The sequence below is a fragment of the Polluticoccus soli genome (genome assembly GCF_029269745.1).
GTDB classification, from domain to species: Bacteria; Bacteroidota; Bacteroidia; order Chitinophagales; family Chitinophagaceae; genus Polluticoccus; species Polluticoccus soli.
The window spans coordinates 761,356-777,764 of sequence record NZ_JARJHT010000002.1 but is presented as its reverse complement, the minus strand read 5'-3'; the positions used below and the strand labels follow the sequence as shown (position 1 = coordinate 777,764).

General features: G+C 46.4%; 14 protein-coding genes. 4 read left to right on the top strand and 10 right to left on the bottom strand.

What is annotated here, in order from left to right; genetic code table 11:
- Positions 1-7: 7 nt before the first annotated feature.
- The 4 genes from P2W83_RS14170 to P2W83_RS14155 are packed head-to-tail and all read right to left on the bottom strand — an operon-like array spanning position 8 to position 5,375.
- Positions 8-991, bottom strand: coding sequence for an ion channel (locus P2W83_RS14170; RefSeq protein ID WP_276134406.1), 984 nt, complete (start codon positions 989-991; stop codon positions 8-10).
- Positions 963-2,411, bottom strand: a complete 1,449-nt coding sequence (locus P2W83_RS14165; protein WP_276134405.1) for a lipopolysaccharide biosynthesis protein — start codon at positions 2,409-2,411, stop codon at positions 963-965. Before P2W83_RS14165 ends, P2W83_RS14170 begins: the two co-directional genes overlap by 29 nt.
- The gene (locus P2W83_RS14160) at positions 2,383-2,913 is read right to left on the bottom strand and encodes an acyltransferase (RefSeq protein ID WP_276134404.1); all 531 of its coding nucleotides are present in this window, start codon (positions 2,911-2,913) and stop codon (positions 2,383-2,385) included. Before P2W83_RS14160 ends, P2W83_RS14165 begins: the two co-directional genes overlap by 29 nt.
- The gene (locus P2W83_RS14155; RefSeq protein WP_276134403.1) at positions 2,913-5,375 is read right to left on the bottom strand and encodes a YfhO family protein; all 2,463 of its coding nucleotides are present in this window, start codon (positions 5,373-5,375) and stop codon (positions 2,913-2,915) included. The genes P2W83_RS14160 and P2W83_RS14155 overlap by 1 nt, the downstream gene beginning before the upstream one ends.
- A 173-nt stretch (positions 5,376-5,548) precedes the next feature.
- Here P2W83_RS14155 and P2W83_RS14150 point away from each other — a divergent pair, with 173 nt between their 5' ends.
- The gene (locus P2W83_RS14150; RefSeq protein WP_276134402.1) at positions 5,549-7,627 is read left to right on the top strand and encodes an alpha-ketoacid dehydrogenase subunit alpha/beta; all 2,079 of its coding nucleotides are present in this window, start codon (positions 5,549-5,551) and stop codon (positions 7,625-7,627) included.
- 5 nt (positions 7,628-7,632) lie between these two features.
- Here P2W83_RS14150 and P2W83_RS14145 read toward each other — a convergent pair whose 3' ends face one another.
- Positions 7,633-8,658, bottom strand: a complete 1,026-nt coding sequence (locus P2W83_RS14145; RefSeq protein ID WP_276134401.1) for a S41 family peptidase — start codon at positions 8,656-8,658, stop codon at positions 7,633-7,635.
- 14 nt (positions 8,659-8,672) lie between these two features.
- The gene (locus tag P2W83_RS14140; RefSeq protein WP_276134400.1) at positions 8,673-9,500 is read right to left on the bottom strand and encodes a hypothetical protein; all 828 of its coding nucleotides are present in this window, start codon (positions 9,498-9,500) and stop codon (positions 8,673-8,675) included.
- Positions 9,501-9,896: 396 nt separating this feature from the next.
- On the opposite strand from P2W83_RS14140, the gene P2W83_RS14135 reads away from it, so the two are divergent.
- Positions 9,897-10,226, top strand: a complete 330-nt coding sequence (locus P2W83_RS14135) for a hypothetical protein (RefSeq protein WP_276134399.1) — start codon at positions 9,897-9,899, stop codon at positions 10,224-10,226.
- A 47-nt stretch (positions 10,227-10,273) separates the two neighbouring features.
- Here P2W83_RS14135 and P2W83_RS14130 read toward each other — a convergent pair whose 3' ends face one another.
- A complete protein-coding gene (locus P2W83_RS14130; RefSeq protein ID WP_276134398.1) occupies positions 10,274-11,761 on the bottom strand; it encodes a pyruvate kinase in 1,488 nt (495 codons plus the stop codon).
- 122 nt (positions 11,762-11,883) lie between these two features.
- On the opposite strand from P2W83_RS14130, the gene P2W83_RS14125 reads away from it, so the two are divergent.
- Together P2W83_RS14125 and P2W83_RS14120 are read left to right on the top strand one after the other, a co-directional pair.
- Entirely contained in the window at positions 11,884-12,510 is a 627-nt protein-coding gene (locus tag P2W83_RS14125) for a hypothetical protein (protein ID WP_276134397.1), read from the top strand.
- Positions 12,511-12,779: 269 nt separating this feature from the next.
- A complete protein-coding gene (locus P2W83_RS14120; RefSeq protein WP_276134396.1) occupies positions 12,780-13,844 on the top strand; it encodes a LamG-like jellyroll fold domain-containing protein in 1,065 nt (354 codons plus the stop codon).
- 56 nt (positions 13,845-13,900) lie between these two features.
- Here P2W83_RS14120 and P2W83_RS14115 read toward each other — a convergent pair whose 3' ends face one another.
- The 3 genes from P2W83_RS14115 to P2W83_RS14105 all read right to left on the bottom strand — a co-directional run bounded on the left by P2W83_RS14115 (position 13,901) and on the right by P2W83_RS14105 (position 16,344).
- Positions 13,901-14,410, bottom strand: a complete 510-nt coding sequence (locus P2W83_RS14115) for a thioredoxin family protein (RefSeq protein ID WP_276134395.1) — start codon at positions 14,408-14,410, stop codon at positions 13,901-13,903.
- A gap of 84 nt (positions 14,411-14,494) precedes the next feature.
- A complete protein-coding gene (locus tag P2W83_RS14110) occupies positions 14,495-15,121 on the bottom strand; it encodes an alpha/beta hydrolase (RefSeq protein WP_276134394.1) in 627 nt (208 codons plus the stop codon).
- A gap of 155 nt (positions 15,122-15,276) precedes the next feature.
- The gene (locus P2W83_RS14105) at positions 15,277-16,344 is read right to left on the bottom strand and encodes a branched-chain amino acid aminotransferase (protein WP_276134393.1); all 1,068 of its coding nucleotides are present in this window, start codon (positions 16,342-16,344) and stop codon (positions 15,277-15,279) included.
- Between the last annotated feature and the right edge of the window lie 65 nt (positions 16,345-16,409).

Here is a 16,409-nt window from a genome sequence, read left to right as displayed (position 1 = left end):
TGCGAATTTACGGGTTAATGGCTGATTTTTCCACGTCTGGCAGCTCCACATCTTTGTATTCACTCAACCTATCGAGTTCAAGTATCGTGGTTGTGCTGTCTCCAGAACGATGAAATGCAGGTGTGAATTTTGCACCATATGCGATCTCTGAGAAGACGTACGACGTGCGCTGCTGCACAGTATTAGAAAAATGATCGTCAAATCCTTTTATGTGATAAAGAAATTCGAGGTCGGCGTCGCGCATGTCTTCATAGCTTACACCGTATAAGGGACTTTCTTCATCTATAAGGTGCACTAAGGTCCAGCTTAGCGCCAATGAGTTGATCTTTTTTATTTCGAGTGGCAAACCAAAAAACTGGCGCACTTTTTTATCGTCAACACCTGTGTACATCGACAATGTCACTTGTGCCTCGACATCTGTTAGGTGATTGTCTTTGTACGTAGCTAGCCGCACCATAATAGCACGTTGTCCTTTATGCGGTGCCACAAGCAGATTCCTGCTGAACATGATATATGCCTTTGGCCGGGTAAAACGTCCGTACAACAAACCGGTAACGAGGGCGAAAGAAAGGATGCCAATAAACGATTCCAGGGATGCAACTATGTTTGCGCCTAAACTCACTGGGCTAATGTGCCCATAGCCAACAGTGGTTAATGTCTGCGAGCTGAAAAAGAACGCCTGTTGAAAGTTATTAAGCAGATTTTTGTCATCGTGTATGCCTTTCAGATTTTCAATGCCAATAATCAGATAGACACTCGCAAACAGTATATTCATTACTGTATAAAACAGAAACACAGATAGGAAGAACTTCCACCGTTTCATGCGCAAAAGCAAATGGTATAGGCTGGTCCTTCGCCAAAAAGGTATACCTGTCTTATGTAGATTGATCGAGCCGTCTTTGTTGGTCAGGCGACCTCCTTCAGTATTGTTACTGGTACTGAAGCCGGTATTTTCGATGCTTTTAAATCTGGATCTCTTCGGCTGCATCATGCTTTCTTTTTTCTACTATTAGCTCAATGTACAAAGACACCACACTCACAAACACCAAAAATGAGCTTCCTAAAACTAGCACAATTTCGGGTGAATAGTTTGCCGCGAAGAGATAATAGAGCGCAATAAAGGAAGAAGCAAAAACTATAAGTTTTATGCTCCAGCTAACTGCCGGGATCAGCTTAACAGGTGAAACTCTCAATTCCCGCCCCGAATGATAAAGATAATATCCCGCTTGCAGGTAGGTGCTAATGACAAAGCTAAGTGCTACCCCGGGCAAGCCCATAGCAATGTATAATGGGTACATCAAAACCAGTGCGAGAACCAGATCAAATACTGCGCCTTTATTGATTATATCGCCCCTGTGACGGTTTTGAAGAATAGTAGTAAAGCTATAAGTTTTTAGAGGCATAGCCAGTATCGCCATGGCAAAAATGGGGACGGATTGCAGGTATTTATCACTGAGCAATACCAAGAACAGTTCTTTGCGAAACACAAGGAAGAAAAAGAACAAGGGAAATACAATCGATGACAGGACTTTACCGGAACGGTTAACCACTGAAATTGCATTCTCCACGCTTTTATCGTGATCACCTAATCCTGAAAGCTGCATGAGTGCAGCACTACCTACAGCTCCTAATAGTAGCGGTAGAAAAGGTATTTCCAGCGAGCCATTATAGTAGATCGCGGACAGCTCATCTGTGAAAATAAGCGTGATAATGAACTTATCGATCCATCGGAAGAGTATCTGGGAAATGTCATAAACGCCGAGATGGGCCCAGAGCGTTTTTGCACTTCGGAGATCGTAGGAGTTGCTAAGTGCAGGCATTCCCGCCAATGCCTTTTTAAAGGCGATGTATGTCGCCAATAGTTTAGCGGCTACCAATATCAACAATATACTGAACAGCTTTTCAATGCTCCACCTTTCGCTCAACACCAGCCAGTGCGCGATGCAGAAGAGTACGGTGTAAATAAGGTTTGAAAATACAAGTATGCCATACTGTCGGAAGCTGATGAGTACAGACTCGAGAATAATAGATAATGAATAGATCACCAGGAAGGCGAAGGCCATTGTCCAGTTGAAGTTGTCGGCCTGCATGGCGGCGAGTACAGCTGCGCAAAAACAGATCCAGCCAATTAGTTTAAATATTGATTTGACCGAAAGGCTTCGGATCATGGCTGCTACCAACACTGGTTGATAGGTTACCAGGAAAGCCTGCAGGCCGACACAGGCCACAGTGCTTAATACCTGCAAACGAACCCAAAACTCTTGATAGATGCCGTACTCAGCGCGGTCAAGATAACGGGAGAAAGCAATAACAATGAGAAGATTGGCCAGCGAAGGAAAGAACCTTACCAGGAAAATAAAAAGCGAGTTGGTAACAAAAGAGTTATTTCCTTCCTGCTGCAAAAGCTTCACATTCGGTTTTGTTTAGTTGTTTGATGATCCGCGCAGGGTTGCCTGCTATCACGCAATATCCTTCAGTAAAACTCTTGGTAACCACAGCGCCCGCACCCACAATGGTGAAATCGCCCAGTTTTACGGACGGCAACACGACCGCACCCATTCCGATCCAACAGTAGGCACCAATATCGATGCCATCAGCGGGTGTGTATGCTTCGTTGTTCACAAAATCGTGATTGGAAGACACCAGCCCAACGTTAGGACCTATGTTAGTGTAGTCGCCAATGCGGATACCGTTGTTGGCGTTGATGTATACACCGGGGGAGTCGCCCGGAAATACATTTTTTCCCCTGGTGATCCGCTCCGGACAATGAATAATACTGGTATGATGAATGGGCCAGGTAACACCGGAATTTTGGCGTAAGATTTTCCTGAAAAGGAAATCAGTGAGGTAAAAACCCACACTCATTTCCTTTCGCAGGCCTAAATTCCTTCTTATGACGTCAGGTATTGCCATTATTGTTCTTCAACAGGGAGATTGGGTTTCTTTCCCCTGAATATTTGTACCAGTACGAATACACCCAGACCTAATAACAGTAAGCTGCTTATCAATGCTATTGTGTTACCAGTTTCAAAGCTTTTAGGACGGAAGTGGAACTCGATCTTGTGATTACCGGCAGGTACTTTGACTGCACGCAACAGATAGTCAACGCGAGTTATCGGCACTTGCTTCCCATCCACGTATGCTTCCCATCCTTTGTCATAGTATATATCCGAGAATACGGCAAGGCCATCTTTGCTATTGTTTGATTGATATTCGAGATCGTTAAGTCCATATTTGGTGAGTGCGATCCTGGCAGCACTGTCTTTTCCAAATACATAATTGCCGATCTCTGACCTGTGGCTTTCTCTTACAATAGCTACGCGTTTTGAATTCCATGGGTTTGGTACGATCGTGGTGTCACCAAGCCCCTGCGCTTTCATTGATAATATCTCCTCGTCTGCGGTTTTAGCCCATTGAATGCTATCAACAAACCACGCGTTACCATTTGCGGTGTTATTCACCTGTGCAACAGGATTATTCTCACTTGCATTATAGATAATGTATTTGGTGTTGAGCATGTTCAATACTTCTGTGTTGAACGGATTGCTCATATGCACATCTATCAGGTCCTGGTATACTTCCATTTTGGCAGGCGAGTAACCACCAATTGCTTTGTGGAAGTAAGACTGCATGGCATCATTATAAACGTTGCGCGACAGGTCAAGCACCCTGTAGTATGGATCTTTATCCTGTAATATCTGCTGATCGACAGGGCGTGGCTGAAAGAGGGCTTCGTAGTCTGCCTGGTCCTGGTAGTTATCTTCATTCAGGTAATTGTTGGCTACCGGAACGAGGTCGACAACCATCAGCAAACCTATACCAACCGTAAAAATTGTAGCGTTAACCTTGTCTTTTATAAATGCCCAAATGAGGCCTCCTGCTAGCAGGATAAAAACAGCGCTTCTTAAGCCCGACATCATCGCCAGATCCGCACGATCTTCTTTCAGGGCTTCTACCAACTGTTGCGGGTATTTTGTTTCTGTGGCATTTGTGAAATCGAAGAACATGCTGCCACCTACGCCGAGCAATAAGCAGAGACCAGCAGTAACACCAAGAGCGATCTTCAGTTTTTTCAATAGATCTTCGCTGCTTACTTTACGGTTCATAATCTCTACAAGCCCCCAGATGCCCAACAGCGGGAACAGGAACTGCGGAATAATGAGTGAGGTTGAGGGCGCACGGAACTTATTATAGAACGGAAGGTTGTCAAAAAGGAAATAGTTGAAGCCGGGAAGGTTTTTACCCCACGACATCATGATACCTAAGATACAGGCGGCGAGTATCCACCATTTATGGTAGCTACGTACTACCAGCAATCCTAATACGAAAAGGAAGCAAACGATAGCACCAAAATAAACGGGGCCGGCAAGGAAAGGTTGTGGCCCCCAGTAAAGCGGTACCGCGTTGTATCCCGCGCTGGAAAGGATCTCACCTGCTTTCGGTGCTTTTTCCAGGGGCTCGCTGCCCGATGAACCATACAGGTCGGGTATCAATATGCAGAATGTTTCACCAATGCCGTTGCTCCATTGGAACGCATAATCTTTGTCAAGTCCACCACCGGTTTTCGCTTTTTCCTTGTCGTGGTTGAATGTAAGCTCACTTTGTCCACCCCTCATGGTGGCTTTAGAATACTCCTGCAATGGAAGCATGCCTGCCATACCAGTGGCGATACCAAGACCAAAAGCAGCCAAAGAAACAGCGGACGCGATAAAGAAACGTTTGAGCTGTCCCTGCTTAATAGCCTGGATGAAAAAGGCAATAACTGCAATCCCCGTAATGAGTCCGAAGTAATATTCTATTTGAATATGACCTGCAGCATTGAAGAGCGCAAACGACACTCCGAGCAACACGCCTCCTGCGAGGTAATTGCCACGATACGTTATCAGCAATCCGCTTAGTACCATAGGCATATAGGCCATGGCCAGCATTTTGGTTTCATGACCGGTGGCAATGATCTCAACATTATAAGTAGCAAAAGTGAATGCAAATGCCCCAATGACCCCCAGCCAGCGATTTACACGCAGGGTACACATCAGGATATAGAATCCAAGCATGGACAGGAAGAAAAAATATGCAGGCTTTGGCAATACTTCGGTAATGAAGTTATGAATGTCACCCACCAGATTATTTGATTTGGGTATGTAATAGGTATAGGTAGGCATGCCTCCAAACATGCTATTGCTCCAAAGCGTATTCTCACCTGTTTTCTCATACCAGGCACGGGCTTCCTGTGACATAGCCTTCCACGACACGTTATCGCTGGCAGTCAACACTCCACCCTTCAGTGCGGGATATGAGTAGAACAGAGAGATCAAAAGAAACAAGCCAATGATAGCGGCATGCGGTAGTAGTTTTTTATAATCAAAAGACTGCATACGGTTTGTTTAATGATGACAAAAATAGGTTTTCCCGTAATGGTTCAGTGCACAATAAATAAAATATGTCTGTGTTTCTCAACGGGATATGATTTTGACGTCAAAAGAACCTACAACATAAAACTTATCAAGATTGATATATATGTAGGCAGCATGATTGCAAAAATGTACTTTTGCGCCTGCTTTACAGCGAACAAAACATGCTATCAAAAGATCTCTTGTTGAAGGCTTACAGGCTGATGATGACAGCCAGAGCCATGGCCGATACTTACGACGCTAACCGCCAGGTGTGCAAATACGTGCATAGTACATCACGTGGGCACGAGGCTATCCAACTGGCTACCGGCTTTCTGTTGCAGCCTTGTGATTATGTAAGCCCGTATTATCGCGATGAGAGTATCATGCTTGGTATGGGCTATCGTCCATACGAGCTGATGTTGCAATTGCTGGCCAAAGGTGACGATCCCTTCACTGGTGGACGTGCTTACTATAATCACCCAAACATCCGGCGTGACAACTTTCCTAAGATCATACACCAGAGCAGTGCTACGGGTATGCAGGTTGTACCTACAACCGGCGTTGCTCAAGGTATTCAATACATAGAAGACCAGAAGCTTATTAACTATCCCACTCCACCGGTAGTTGTTTGCTCATTGGGGGATGGCAGCGTTACTGAAGGCGAGGTTAGCGAGGCCTTCCAGTTTGCGGTGCTACACCAACTACCTGTCATCTACCTGGTGCAGGATAATGACTGGGGCATCTCTGTGAGCAGTGATGAAGCTCGTACCATGGATGCATACGAGTATGCAGCTGGCTTTAAGGGCCTGGAGCGTGTACGTGTGAATGGCAGCGACTTTGCTGACTCGTACAAGACCATGGAGTACACCATAAATTGGGTGCGTAAAGAGCGCAAGCCTATACTGGTGCATGCCAAGGTCCCTCTGTTAGGACACCATACCTCTGGTGTGCGCAAAGAGTGGTACCGTACCAACGAAGACCTTGATAAACACTACCTCGATGATCCGGGACCAAAGCTGCGCAAGCTGTTACTGTCTAAGGGCATTTCAGAGTCTCAGCTCGACGAAATAGAAGAACAGGAGAAAGCTTTTGTTCAAAGCGAGTTTGAAGCTGCGGTAGCCGCCAAAGATCCCGATCCTTCTACTGTAAGCGACCACGTATTTGCTCCCAACCCTGTGACCGAAGAACGTGGCACCCGCACCCCGCAGGGCCGCGATAAAGTTGTTATGGTGGATGCTGCATTGCACGCCGTTGAAGAGATACTACAGGACTATCCCGAAGCTCTCTTCTATGGACAAGATGTAGGCCGCAGGCTTGGCGGTGTATTCCGCGAGGCGGCGACGCTGGCTGACAAGTTCGGCGACAGCCGCGTGTTCAATACTGCTATACAGGAAGCCTATATCATCGGTTCAACCGTAGGGATGAGCGCGGTGGGTCTTAAACCAATAGTTGAAGTTCAGTTTGCCGATTATATATACCCCGGTATCAACCAGCTGGTAACAGAGATCAGCAAGAGCTGCTATCTGAGCTGCGGCAAATTCCCGGTATCCTGCATCGTGCGCGTACCGATTGGTGCCTACGGTGGCGGCGGACCTTACCATAGCGGTAGCGTTGAGAGTACCCTAGCTACTATCAAAGGTATCAAGATAGCTTACCCCAGCAATGCAGCTGATATCAAAGGCCTGATGAAGGCTGCTTTCCTCGATCCAAACCCTGTGATCATGCTGGAGCACAAAGGCCTGTATTGGAGCAAGGTGCCAGGTACTGACGATGCCAAGATGGTGGAACCAGACCGCGACTACGTGTTGCCGTTTGGTAAAGGAGCTGTGGCTTTAGAAGCCAACCAGGAGGCTATCGATAACGGCGAGTCGATATGTATCATCACCTATGGTATGGGCGTATACTGGGCCAAAAATGCCGCTAAGCAATACCCTGGACAGGTAGAGGTGATCGACGTACGCACCATTTTTCCACTAGACGAAGAACTTATTTACAGCACTGTTAAGAAGCACGGTAAGGTTATAGTACTGACCGAAGAGCAGCTGCGCAATTCATTCTGTGAAGCGCTTGCCGGTCGTATTGCTCAAAACTGCTTCCAGCAACTGGATGCACCTGTGCAGACCATTGGTGCACTTGACCTGCCTGCTGTGCCTATGAATATGGGTCTGGAAGCAGAGATGCTGCCCAATGCCGATAAAGTTGCTCAAAAGATAGGTTGGCTGCTGAATTACTAAGCTGCCTACTCTTCTTTCAATTCCTTAAGTGCAGCTTCCAGGATGCTGTCTTTCCCTTGTGATTCCGCTACGGGATCTAACTGTTTTGGATGTGTAGGTGCTACCCCTGGCAGCATACTGTTGCCATCCGATGTCAGCAGTATGGAGTTGGGATAGTGTACCCTCCAGCCATTAGGCAACTCATAGCCTGCGGTAGGCCCGCCATAACCCATGGTGGTATCGCCCATCGTTTTTACGCTTGCAATAGCCCTTGCGCCAGATGAAAATAGCACGGCATTGCCGGCATTATCTCTATTGGTGAGTACTATTACTTTTCCGTAAAACCTGTCGCCCATACTTTCTTTCAGCCAGGTATCGGTCAGTTTGGTGAACTGGTCGTGCTTGGGACCGTTCTTATAGGCTACCTGGTAGATCAATGTCGTGGTGTTCAGTAGTTCATCAGGTATATCGATCTTGGATAACAGCGTAAATACATTCTCCAGTTTGCCGCCCTTATTGCCACGTATATCTATCACCGTGCCTTTGGTGATCTGCGATTCTCTAAAGCGATTGATCACGCCGTCGATATCCGCTTCTGTCACGTCTTCATCAAAACTGCCATAGTAGACATATCCTATCGAGTCGATGATGGTGTGAATGAGTGGGCCCGTCTTTTCGTGGTTGGCGAGGTAAGTACGATCAAGCAATGCCCTATTGAAGTTGCTTGGGTATTTGTACCTGTCGTCGCGATGTGTTTGTGTAAAGCCTGCATCAAGCACCACCTGCGGATCGTCGAGGCGGGCCAGCATTTTAGCACAGGTGTCGAACAACTGGCGATCCGTCATCGAATCGTACACCAGCGGTTTAAATTCAGTATACACTGAATCCCAGCGTATCTTTTTATAGTTCAGCAACGAATAGCCATCGTCTATGGCATGCCATAGTTCTTCAAATACCGCGGTAGGCTTTTTATTGGCGTTCTTCGGCATCATCAGCTTCTCGCACGACGTGAGTGTAACAGTAACCAGTAACAGGTAGATCAACTTTCTCATGTATCCTTTCTTCATCAATAGTTAAACATAAAAGTGAGCGACAGCGTATGTTCTGCAAACCATACCGGTGCATCTGAATTGATATTGTAGTAATCCCAGGTATAACCCAATGCAATAGCATTGCCGTTGTGCAAAGTATAGTCGTATGTAAGACGACTGTTTACCCGCAAATATTTGCCGATGAACTTGGTGGTGCCGTTTGCCATAAAGTCGGCACCGGGTTTGTCTCCCGGGTCTATCTTATTTATATTATTCAAGTAGTCGGGCCGTGCATAGTAACCCACCAGCGGAACTCCTGCCGCCCACGAAAGGTGCGCCAGCCTGTGATCTGCCAGCTCTATTTCTTTGGACAGGCGCGCAGCCAGACCAAGATTGATGCTGAACTCGCGGGCATAACCAGAATTGGCCACGTGGTCGGCGTGGCGCCAATTGTAATTAGACGAAAGCATACCGCCGTAGCGGAAGTCGAGGCGTTCATTGCGGAGGCGTTTACGTATCAGCTGCTTGTAGTCAAATGCGGCGCGGTAAGAGCTAATACGTGGATCTGTGGGCTCCAGCAGGTCTTTGGTGAGCTTAGGCGCATGTGAATATTGCAGGTATACCTCAGACCAGTGGTTCTCGTTCTTTTTGATGGTACCGATGGATGCGGCCCATCCAATGCCCTGGTAGCGGGTAGATGATATCGATTTGTCAAGCACCTCATGATAAGCGCCACCTGCTGACAAGATCAGGTGACGGGTAAAGCCCATCGACGACAGGATGCCTTCTTCTTCATCCTGCGCGGTGGCGGTGCTGCACAGCAGACATAATAGCGGGATGATTCCCCACTTGCTCCTCCTCATTGTTCCGGATTGGTTTAAACCGTAATAATAATGAATTAATTGCAAAGGTTTTAGTGTTTTAGGGGGTGTTTTAGACTCACTTTTACTCTTGTTTTTCGCCTTTTGAAGCACCTTTCATCCCTTCTTTCTTTTTGGCTGAACCAAGAGAAAGAAGCAAAGAAAAGAGTTGCTATTTGCATAGAAGTGATGCAATTTCAATGATTGCCATGGCTTTGGCACTCTGCCATAAAACAACGTGTAGTAAGTGGTAACTTTATAGTATGACTATTATCGTCATACTGACATTGTTGTCACGGGATCTTGGATTATGTGCTAAAACTGGATCTTAAACATTTGCTGATTTAATAAACTCTGGTTAAGACGAACGATATGCTTGTTTTTATTAGTCTTTTTACAATGGTTTATCTCGCGGGGATAGGGATATCTGTGGGATATATAGCAAAACCCGACCTGAAGCGCACGCTGATAACCAGTGGCGCTATGGTGGCGATAACCGTTGTCACCCTGATAAGCTTGTTTGTCTTTAACAAGGGATATGATGGACAGGTTGCGTTCCTTGCGATCTGTACCGGCTTTCTCATTTACCTGCTATTAATTTCGCTGGCAGTCCTTGGAGTGGGAATATCAACGCGATCAGGCATTTGGATAGGAGCAGGTTGCACCGGTGTCATCGTATGCTCACTGGTGTTCCTGGTACTGAAAAGTATTTGGGATGCGAGTTTTTAGTGTTGAATCCCGGATCAACGTGGTTCTGTTTCTCAAATAAGAGTTGGTCAATCTCCAAAATACCTGGTTGCAATATCCATTACCCCACAGGTGTAGCGCTTTTTGATACGGTGGCCTCGGCTGCGTTTTAATATGTCGCGGAGAGAGTCTATTACTTTAAGGATGTTGCGGCCTTTGTTCACCATTACACATTCTGATATGGCGGCGTAGTAAGCATCGGTCACTTCAGCACGAGTAGCAATGCCGCGTTTGTTGAGGCTATCGAGTACCTGCGTGGCCCAGATCAGCGGCGCATGTCCAGCCTCGCTCACCCACACCAGTTCTTCCTGCACTTCGCTCAGTTGCTCAAAGCCAATTTCCACTGCCAGGTCGCCGCGGGCTATCATCACGCCATATACTTCCTCGGTCATCGCCTGCAGCAGTATAGAAGGAAAACGTTCTACTGCTTCGGAGGTTTCTATTTTCACAATGATGCAGGGGCGTTTGTTAAAGGCTGATATGACCTGTTGCAATTCTTGGACGTCAGCCGCCTTCCTGACAAATGAATAACCTATAAGATCGGCATTGGCACAAACAAAGGGGAGCACTGAACGGTCGTATTCTGTTAAGGCGGGCAGATCCAGCATCGTATCAGGAAAGTTGATACCCTTCTTTTCCCTCAGCCTGCGCTTTTTTGCCGATATGCGTACTACCTGTAGCAAAGCACTCCGCGGTAGTGTGTTGTCAACAACCTGCATCTCCACTACCCCATCGTCGTACAGCACCCTGTCGCCGGGTTTCAGCCGTTGCGTTACCCCGGTTTCGTCGCAACCAATTACTGCCATAGCGGGGTCAAAAAAAGCTTCGGGTTCAGCAAACAGTATTTTTTGGCCTTCGTATAGTTTAATACGCTTTTTCTTTTTGGTAACGGCTTTGCCAGTATTACGTATCACTGTACGGATCTTTGGACCTGCGAGGTCCATGTATATTTTGCAGGCTAAACCCGTTTTCCGGCACGCGGTCCTGGTAGTATTGATCATTTTCATCCAGGTTTCGCGATTGTCGTGGGCGCAGTTGATGCGTGCGATGTTCATTCCTCTTTCCAGGAGTTTGGTTACCAGCTTTACGTCATCTGCAAAACGCGCGTCGAAGGTGATCATGATATAGGGAATAGCCTCCACATCCTTAGTACCAAATAATTGGATGCTACGGTTATACAGCAGGTTGCGCGCTACGTGGTAGTTGCAGGGCGATAGCTCTTCATTTTGAATTTCTTTGCCCAGCATTTGCAAAATGGCTTCCACCTGCGCGCGTATATGCGACTCGCTGCTGTTGAGCGACGACAAGCCAAGCAAATGCAACCTGTCTTGCAGCGGACGGATGTCTTCACTTCTCAGTTTAAGATATTGAAGCAGGTTTCGCGCGCTGATCTGCTGGTCGGGGTGTATATTCTCGATAGCATGCACCTGTTGCTCAACAGCCTCATCCATGACCCTAAGGAACCGCTCCAGTTCGGTTACCAGGGCGGATGGTGAAAGAGTATTCAGTTTGTCCATGGGCTGCAATGCTTTAGATATCTGAAGAATCGGTGTATCGGTGGCAGTCTATTAGCAATAAAACTGTACCTGCATTGGTCCGCTAGCCATACTAAAGCGTTCAACCTACCGTTAATGGTTTCATGTCTGTAGTAATTAAAGCAGGCCGGGTATTGCTGTGGCTGAATTTATCGTTAGCAGCGTTGTTGCTGATGCTGAACATTGTCTTAGCGTTGCCGTTGATAACGTGTAGTGATGTTGCTCCGGGTGTGTCAGCCGACCGGATCAAAAAGGTAAACCTGGGGATGAAACTTGAGGAAGTTCTGGCATTACTTGGCCCGCCATACAACTATGAGATAGCCCATCAAATGCATATGATGTCTTGTAGAAATCCCGCACGAGGTTATTATGATGTTAAACCGGGTGAGGCGAAGAACATCTGTAGGAAGCTGGAGCGAATATTTGCAGATACGGCTTTTTGCTGCGAGGGCTATAGAAATGATCTGAATGAGAGTGGCTTTACCCTGGAGTATACCCGACCTGTAGAATTTTATGCTTATCCAATGCTTTGGGTGCATTTCGATCATCAATTTCGCGTACGATCCGTTTTCGCTAAAAAATATTATTGGCTAGATGAGCCTGTTATCTACTCTCTTTCACATGAAATAGACAGCAATTTGCTACTAATACCCGGCTCGAAGGAGATGTATATTTCTGATTGGGAATTCGAACGCACGTTTAATTGTACTGTTCAACAGCCTCCTTCTTGACCGGAAGGAACTGCTCCAGTTCGGTTGCCAGGGTGGACAGTGAAAGACTTTCTGCATGCTCCATAGGCTCAATGGTTTATGCTTTTAACAAAAATCTGCCGCCATTCCCAATTGCGGCAGTAAGCTGGTAACTAAAATTGTACCGTACACCTTTACAGGTACTATGCGCCAATGGATGAAAATGGACTTTCGCTGAATGAAACCATCGTTTCATATAATCCTGATTAGTATATCAAGAATAATTTTCTATTTTGCCTCAAAATAATCCTATGAAACTATCTATACGTTCCATCTTGTTTGTCGCGATCTTTTTCGCGCCTGTTGCTATGTTCGGGCAATCAACATTTGGCTTGGTGGCGCATTGGCCATTCTCAGGAAACGCTAGTGACAATACAGGTAAAGGCCATAACGGCACAATGAATAATGTAACTGCAACCGCCGGAAAGTCTGGTGTGTCTAATACGGCAATTAGATTTGCGGGCGCTTCGAACAGTTATATCACCATACCATATCAGCCTGATCTGAACCTGACCAATTATACTTTTTGTGCCGTGCTTAAACCCGAAGGTTTTTACACCAACACATGCCAGATCAGTATGATAATGGCCCGCGGAGTTGATCACGGGTATCCAGGTTCCTATTTTCTTAGTCTAACTGAAAATGTATTTGACAGCTCGTGCACTACTTTTGATACGAACAGGTATGTATTCACCTGCGGTGGAGGACCCTCCAACTATCCTTATCACTACAGCTGGGCAGACTCGCCTACTGTGCACACCAACCAGTGGTATTGCGTAATAGGCACTTTTGATGGTACAGCATTCAGGATCTATGTAAACGGCGACCTGCGCGTGATAGCGCCGCCCCAGGTACCAGTACCTATTGGAACGAGCACAGACGGTCTTTCCATAGGTGCTAATATTTTTGGCAATGCTTCTCAATACCCATATTGGTTCAAGGGCGTGATGGATGATCTGCGCATTTATAACCGCGTACTCACTGCCAGCGAGATCGCCAACTATTGCAACCCAGTGGGTGACGGTGGGACAGATACTACAGCTAGTGTTATCGGTATTGAACAGAACATATCAGTAGCGATAGCGCCCAATCCGAACTCAGGCAATTTTTCCGTACATGGCATCCTTACTTCCCCCACTGCCGCCATTGATGTGTATAACACGGTTGGACAACTTGTTTACAGAAAGGTCGTCGCTCCAGTACAAAATGCTATAAACGAACATATAGAGTTGCCAGTTGTGGCTGATGGTGTTTATATAGTAAAAGTGACAGCCGGTGTGGAAAGCAAGACCTATAAGATGCTCATCCGCAGATAAAAAACAGAAGGTAAGTATGATCAATAAAAAAGCCCGGTTTGAGCCGGGCTTTTTATTTATTTGTTTTTATTCTTCAGGATATCGTTGGCAGTCGCGAGAAAAACTGTAGCCTCTTGTCCCGGCTGGGCTGATGGATAGCCGAGTTTGCCAAGCGCTGAGATATTGAACTTCTGTGTTTTTTTGTCTTTATCGAGGTTGAATATCCAAACAGTTGGATAACCACCTACCTGGAAAACGTTTTGCAATTCAGCATTTTGCTGCGCAATTTTCTCGGGCAGCTGTGTGCGGCGCGGAAAATCCAGTTCTAACAGCACAACATTGTTTTTTGCCCAGGTTTGGAACTCAGGCTTTGCAAATACAGCGGCTTGCAGCTTTTTGCACCAGCCACACCAATCGCTGCCGGTAAAGAAGCCAAAGATTGGCTTATGTGTTTTTTCAGATATAGCCTGCGCCTGCTGCACATCATTATACCAGGTCAGTCCATTTTTAACCTCCTGGGCAATAGCCTGCGAACCTACAAATGTCGTGATGGCAAGGGCTAGTAGCGCGCGTCGAAAATTTTTCATTGTTGTATTGCGTATAAGCCAATAAAATTACAAAAAAGAATGCTGTAAATGCTCACAGAACGGTTTCACTCAACACTTTAACAATTACTTCTCTATCCAGTTGACCGCGGGGATGAGCCATTCGGAGATCGGGGTGTAGATAAAACCGTGTTTTTTACCGGTAGTTAACTCTATCTCCTTGTATTTGCTGACGCCTGGCGAACGTTTCTTTATTGCGTTACACGATCCGGCAAAAGGATCGGACTTTTCGTAGATGGAAAGAATTTGTCCATAAAGATCGTAGCGACCGGCGTCTTCATCATTACAACCGGCCATCAAAACATACTTCACTTTTTTATCCTTAGCGAAGCCGGAAGCACGCATAGCTATGCCCGCTCCCTTCGATGCGCCAATCACGGTGATGTTGTCACTTTTCACGCCCGTCTTCTTCAGGCTGTCTATCTGGCTTGCAACTTTAAGTGCATACGATTCGACAATGGTATTTGCCGCGCGTCGTTCGCTGATCACCACATAGCCATATTGTTTCAGCGCCTTGATGATGTTTGCATATTCGTACCTGCCATAGCTCTCGCTGATGGGGTCTGTTGTTGTACCTTCTACAATAGTGCCATGCAGGTAAAAGACGTACCGCTGTGCGAATGAAGATAGGTGTACGAACAGTAGCGCAAAAAGGAACAGGATGGTTTTCGACGTTCTTAAAGAGGTGGCCATAATCAAGCATTTTAAGAGTGTGCACGAACAGATCACCCAGTGGTGGTGACTAAATTTACTAATACCCTGTTCAACTTGTATGCCCATCCCCCAAACTGCATAAATAAAAAAGAGCCTGTAGTTATACAGGCTCTTTTTATTTATGTGGAATGATATTAAACGTGCAGGTTCCAGCCGTGTGTATCTTCTTTGCGGCCGTAACGGATGTCGTTCAGTTCTTGTTTCAGCCAGTTGGCAACTTCCCATGTTTCTACAGGAGGCAGCTGCATTTTTAGGTCGTGGTAAGTCAGCTCCGCTATGTTAGAGATAGAGGCAGCAGTACCGGTACCAAATGCTTCGCGCAGCTGGCCGTTCTTGTATGCTTCTACTATTTCGTCGATGCTCAGCGGACGCTCTTCAACAGTGATGCCTTTTTCGCGCATTACTTTGATGGCGCTGTCGCGGGTTACACCTTCCAGGATGGTCTCGCTGGTTTCAGGAGTGATCACTTTGTCGCCAATTACGAAGAATACGTTCATGGTACCGATCTCCTGTACATATTTATGGTGCAGGCCATCTGTCCACAGTATCTGGTCGTAGCCCATTTTCCTGATCTCCTGTGTAGGATACATGCTGGCACCATAGTTACCCGCCGCTTTGGTAAAACCAATACCGCCAGGGAAGGCGCGCACGTAACGATCCTGTATGTAGATAGATACCGGCTTAGAGTAGTAAGGACCGGCAGGGCTGGTTATGATGAGGAAAGTGAATTTCTCAGCAGGTTTTACGCCAATGAATTCGTCTGTAGCGATCATGAACGGACGCAGGTACAGCGAAGTATTCTCACCTGTAGGTATCCAGTTGCGGTCAAGATCAACCAGCTGACGCATACCTTCTACAAACAGTTCTTCAGGTATTTCAGGCATAGCCATACGTACCGCAGAACGGTTAAAACGCCTCCAATTGTCGTAAGGACGGAAGATAGTAGCATTACCTTCAGCATCTTTATAAGCCTTTACGCCTTCGAAAATGGCTTGGCCATAGTGCATGAAGGTAGTAGCAGGGCTCAGGCTGAGGTCCCCGAAAGGAACAATCTCAGCAGGCAGCCATTCGCCATTTTCGTAGTGGGCAACCAGCATGTGGTCAGCATACAGCTTACCAAATTGAATATTGGACGGATCCAGCTGATTTATGCGACTTTTTTCTACTTTGTGCACGGTTATATCCATAACGGAAACGCTCATGTCTTATAATTAAAAGGGACGCTAAATTGATTAATTTCGTGCAAAGAAACGAAAAATCCCTAAGC

Excerpts from the sequence above, each read along its gene's own strand:
- P2W83_RS14170 (WP_276134406.1), bottom strand. The coding sequence starts at position 991 with ATGATGCAGCCGAAGAGATCCAGATTTAAAAGCATCGAAAATACCGGC.
- P2W83_RS14160 (WP_276134404.1), bottom strand. The coding sequence starts at position 2,913 with ATGGCAATACCTGACGTCATAAGAAGGAATTTAGGCCTGCGAAAGGAA.
- P2W83_RS14155 (WP_276134403.1), bottom strand. The coding sequence starts at position 5,375 with ATGCAGTCTTTTGATTATAAAAAACTACTACCGCATGCCGCTATCATT.
- P2W83_RS14145 (WP_276134401.1), bottom strand. The coding sequence starts at position 8,658 with ATGAGAAAGTTGATCTACCTGTTACTGGTTACTGTTACACTCACGTCG.
- P2W83_RS14140 (WP_276134400.1), bottom strand. The coding sequence starts at position 9,500 with ATGAGGAGGAGCAAGTGGGGAATCATCCCGCTATTATGTCTGCTGTGC.
- P2W83_RS14135 (WP_276134399.1), top strand. The coding sequence starts at position 9,897 with ATGGTTTATCTCGCGGGGATAGGGATATCTGTGGGATATATAGCAAAA.
- P2W83_RS14130 (WP_276134398.1), bottom strand. The coding sequence starts at position 11,761 with ATGGACAAACTGAATACTCTTTCACCATCCGCCCTGGTAACCGAACTG.
- P2W83_RS14125 (WP_276134397.1), top strand. The coding sequence starts at position 11,884 with ATGTCTGTAGTAATTAAAGCAGGCCGGGTATTGCTGTGGCTGAATTTA.
- P2W83_RS14120 (WP_276134396.1), top strand. The coding sequence starts at position 12,780 with ATGAAACTATCTATACGTTCCATCTTGTTTGTCGCGATCTTTTTCGCG.
- P2W83_RS14115 (WP_276134395.1), bottom strand. The coding sequence starts at position 14,410 with ATGAAAAATTTTCGACGCGCGCTACTAGCCCTTGCCATCACGACATTT.
- P2W83_RS14110 (WP_276134394.1), bottom strand. The coding sequence starts at position 15,121 with ATGGCCACCTCTTTAAGAACGTCGAAAACCATCCTGTTCCTTTTTGCG.
- P2W83_RS14105 (WP_276134393.1), bottom strand. The coding sequence starts at position 16,344 with ATGAGCGTTTCCGTTATGGATATAACCGTGCACAAAGTAGAAAAAAGT.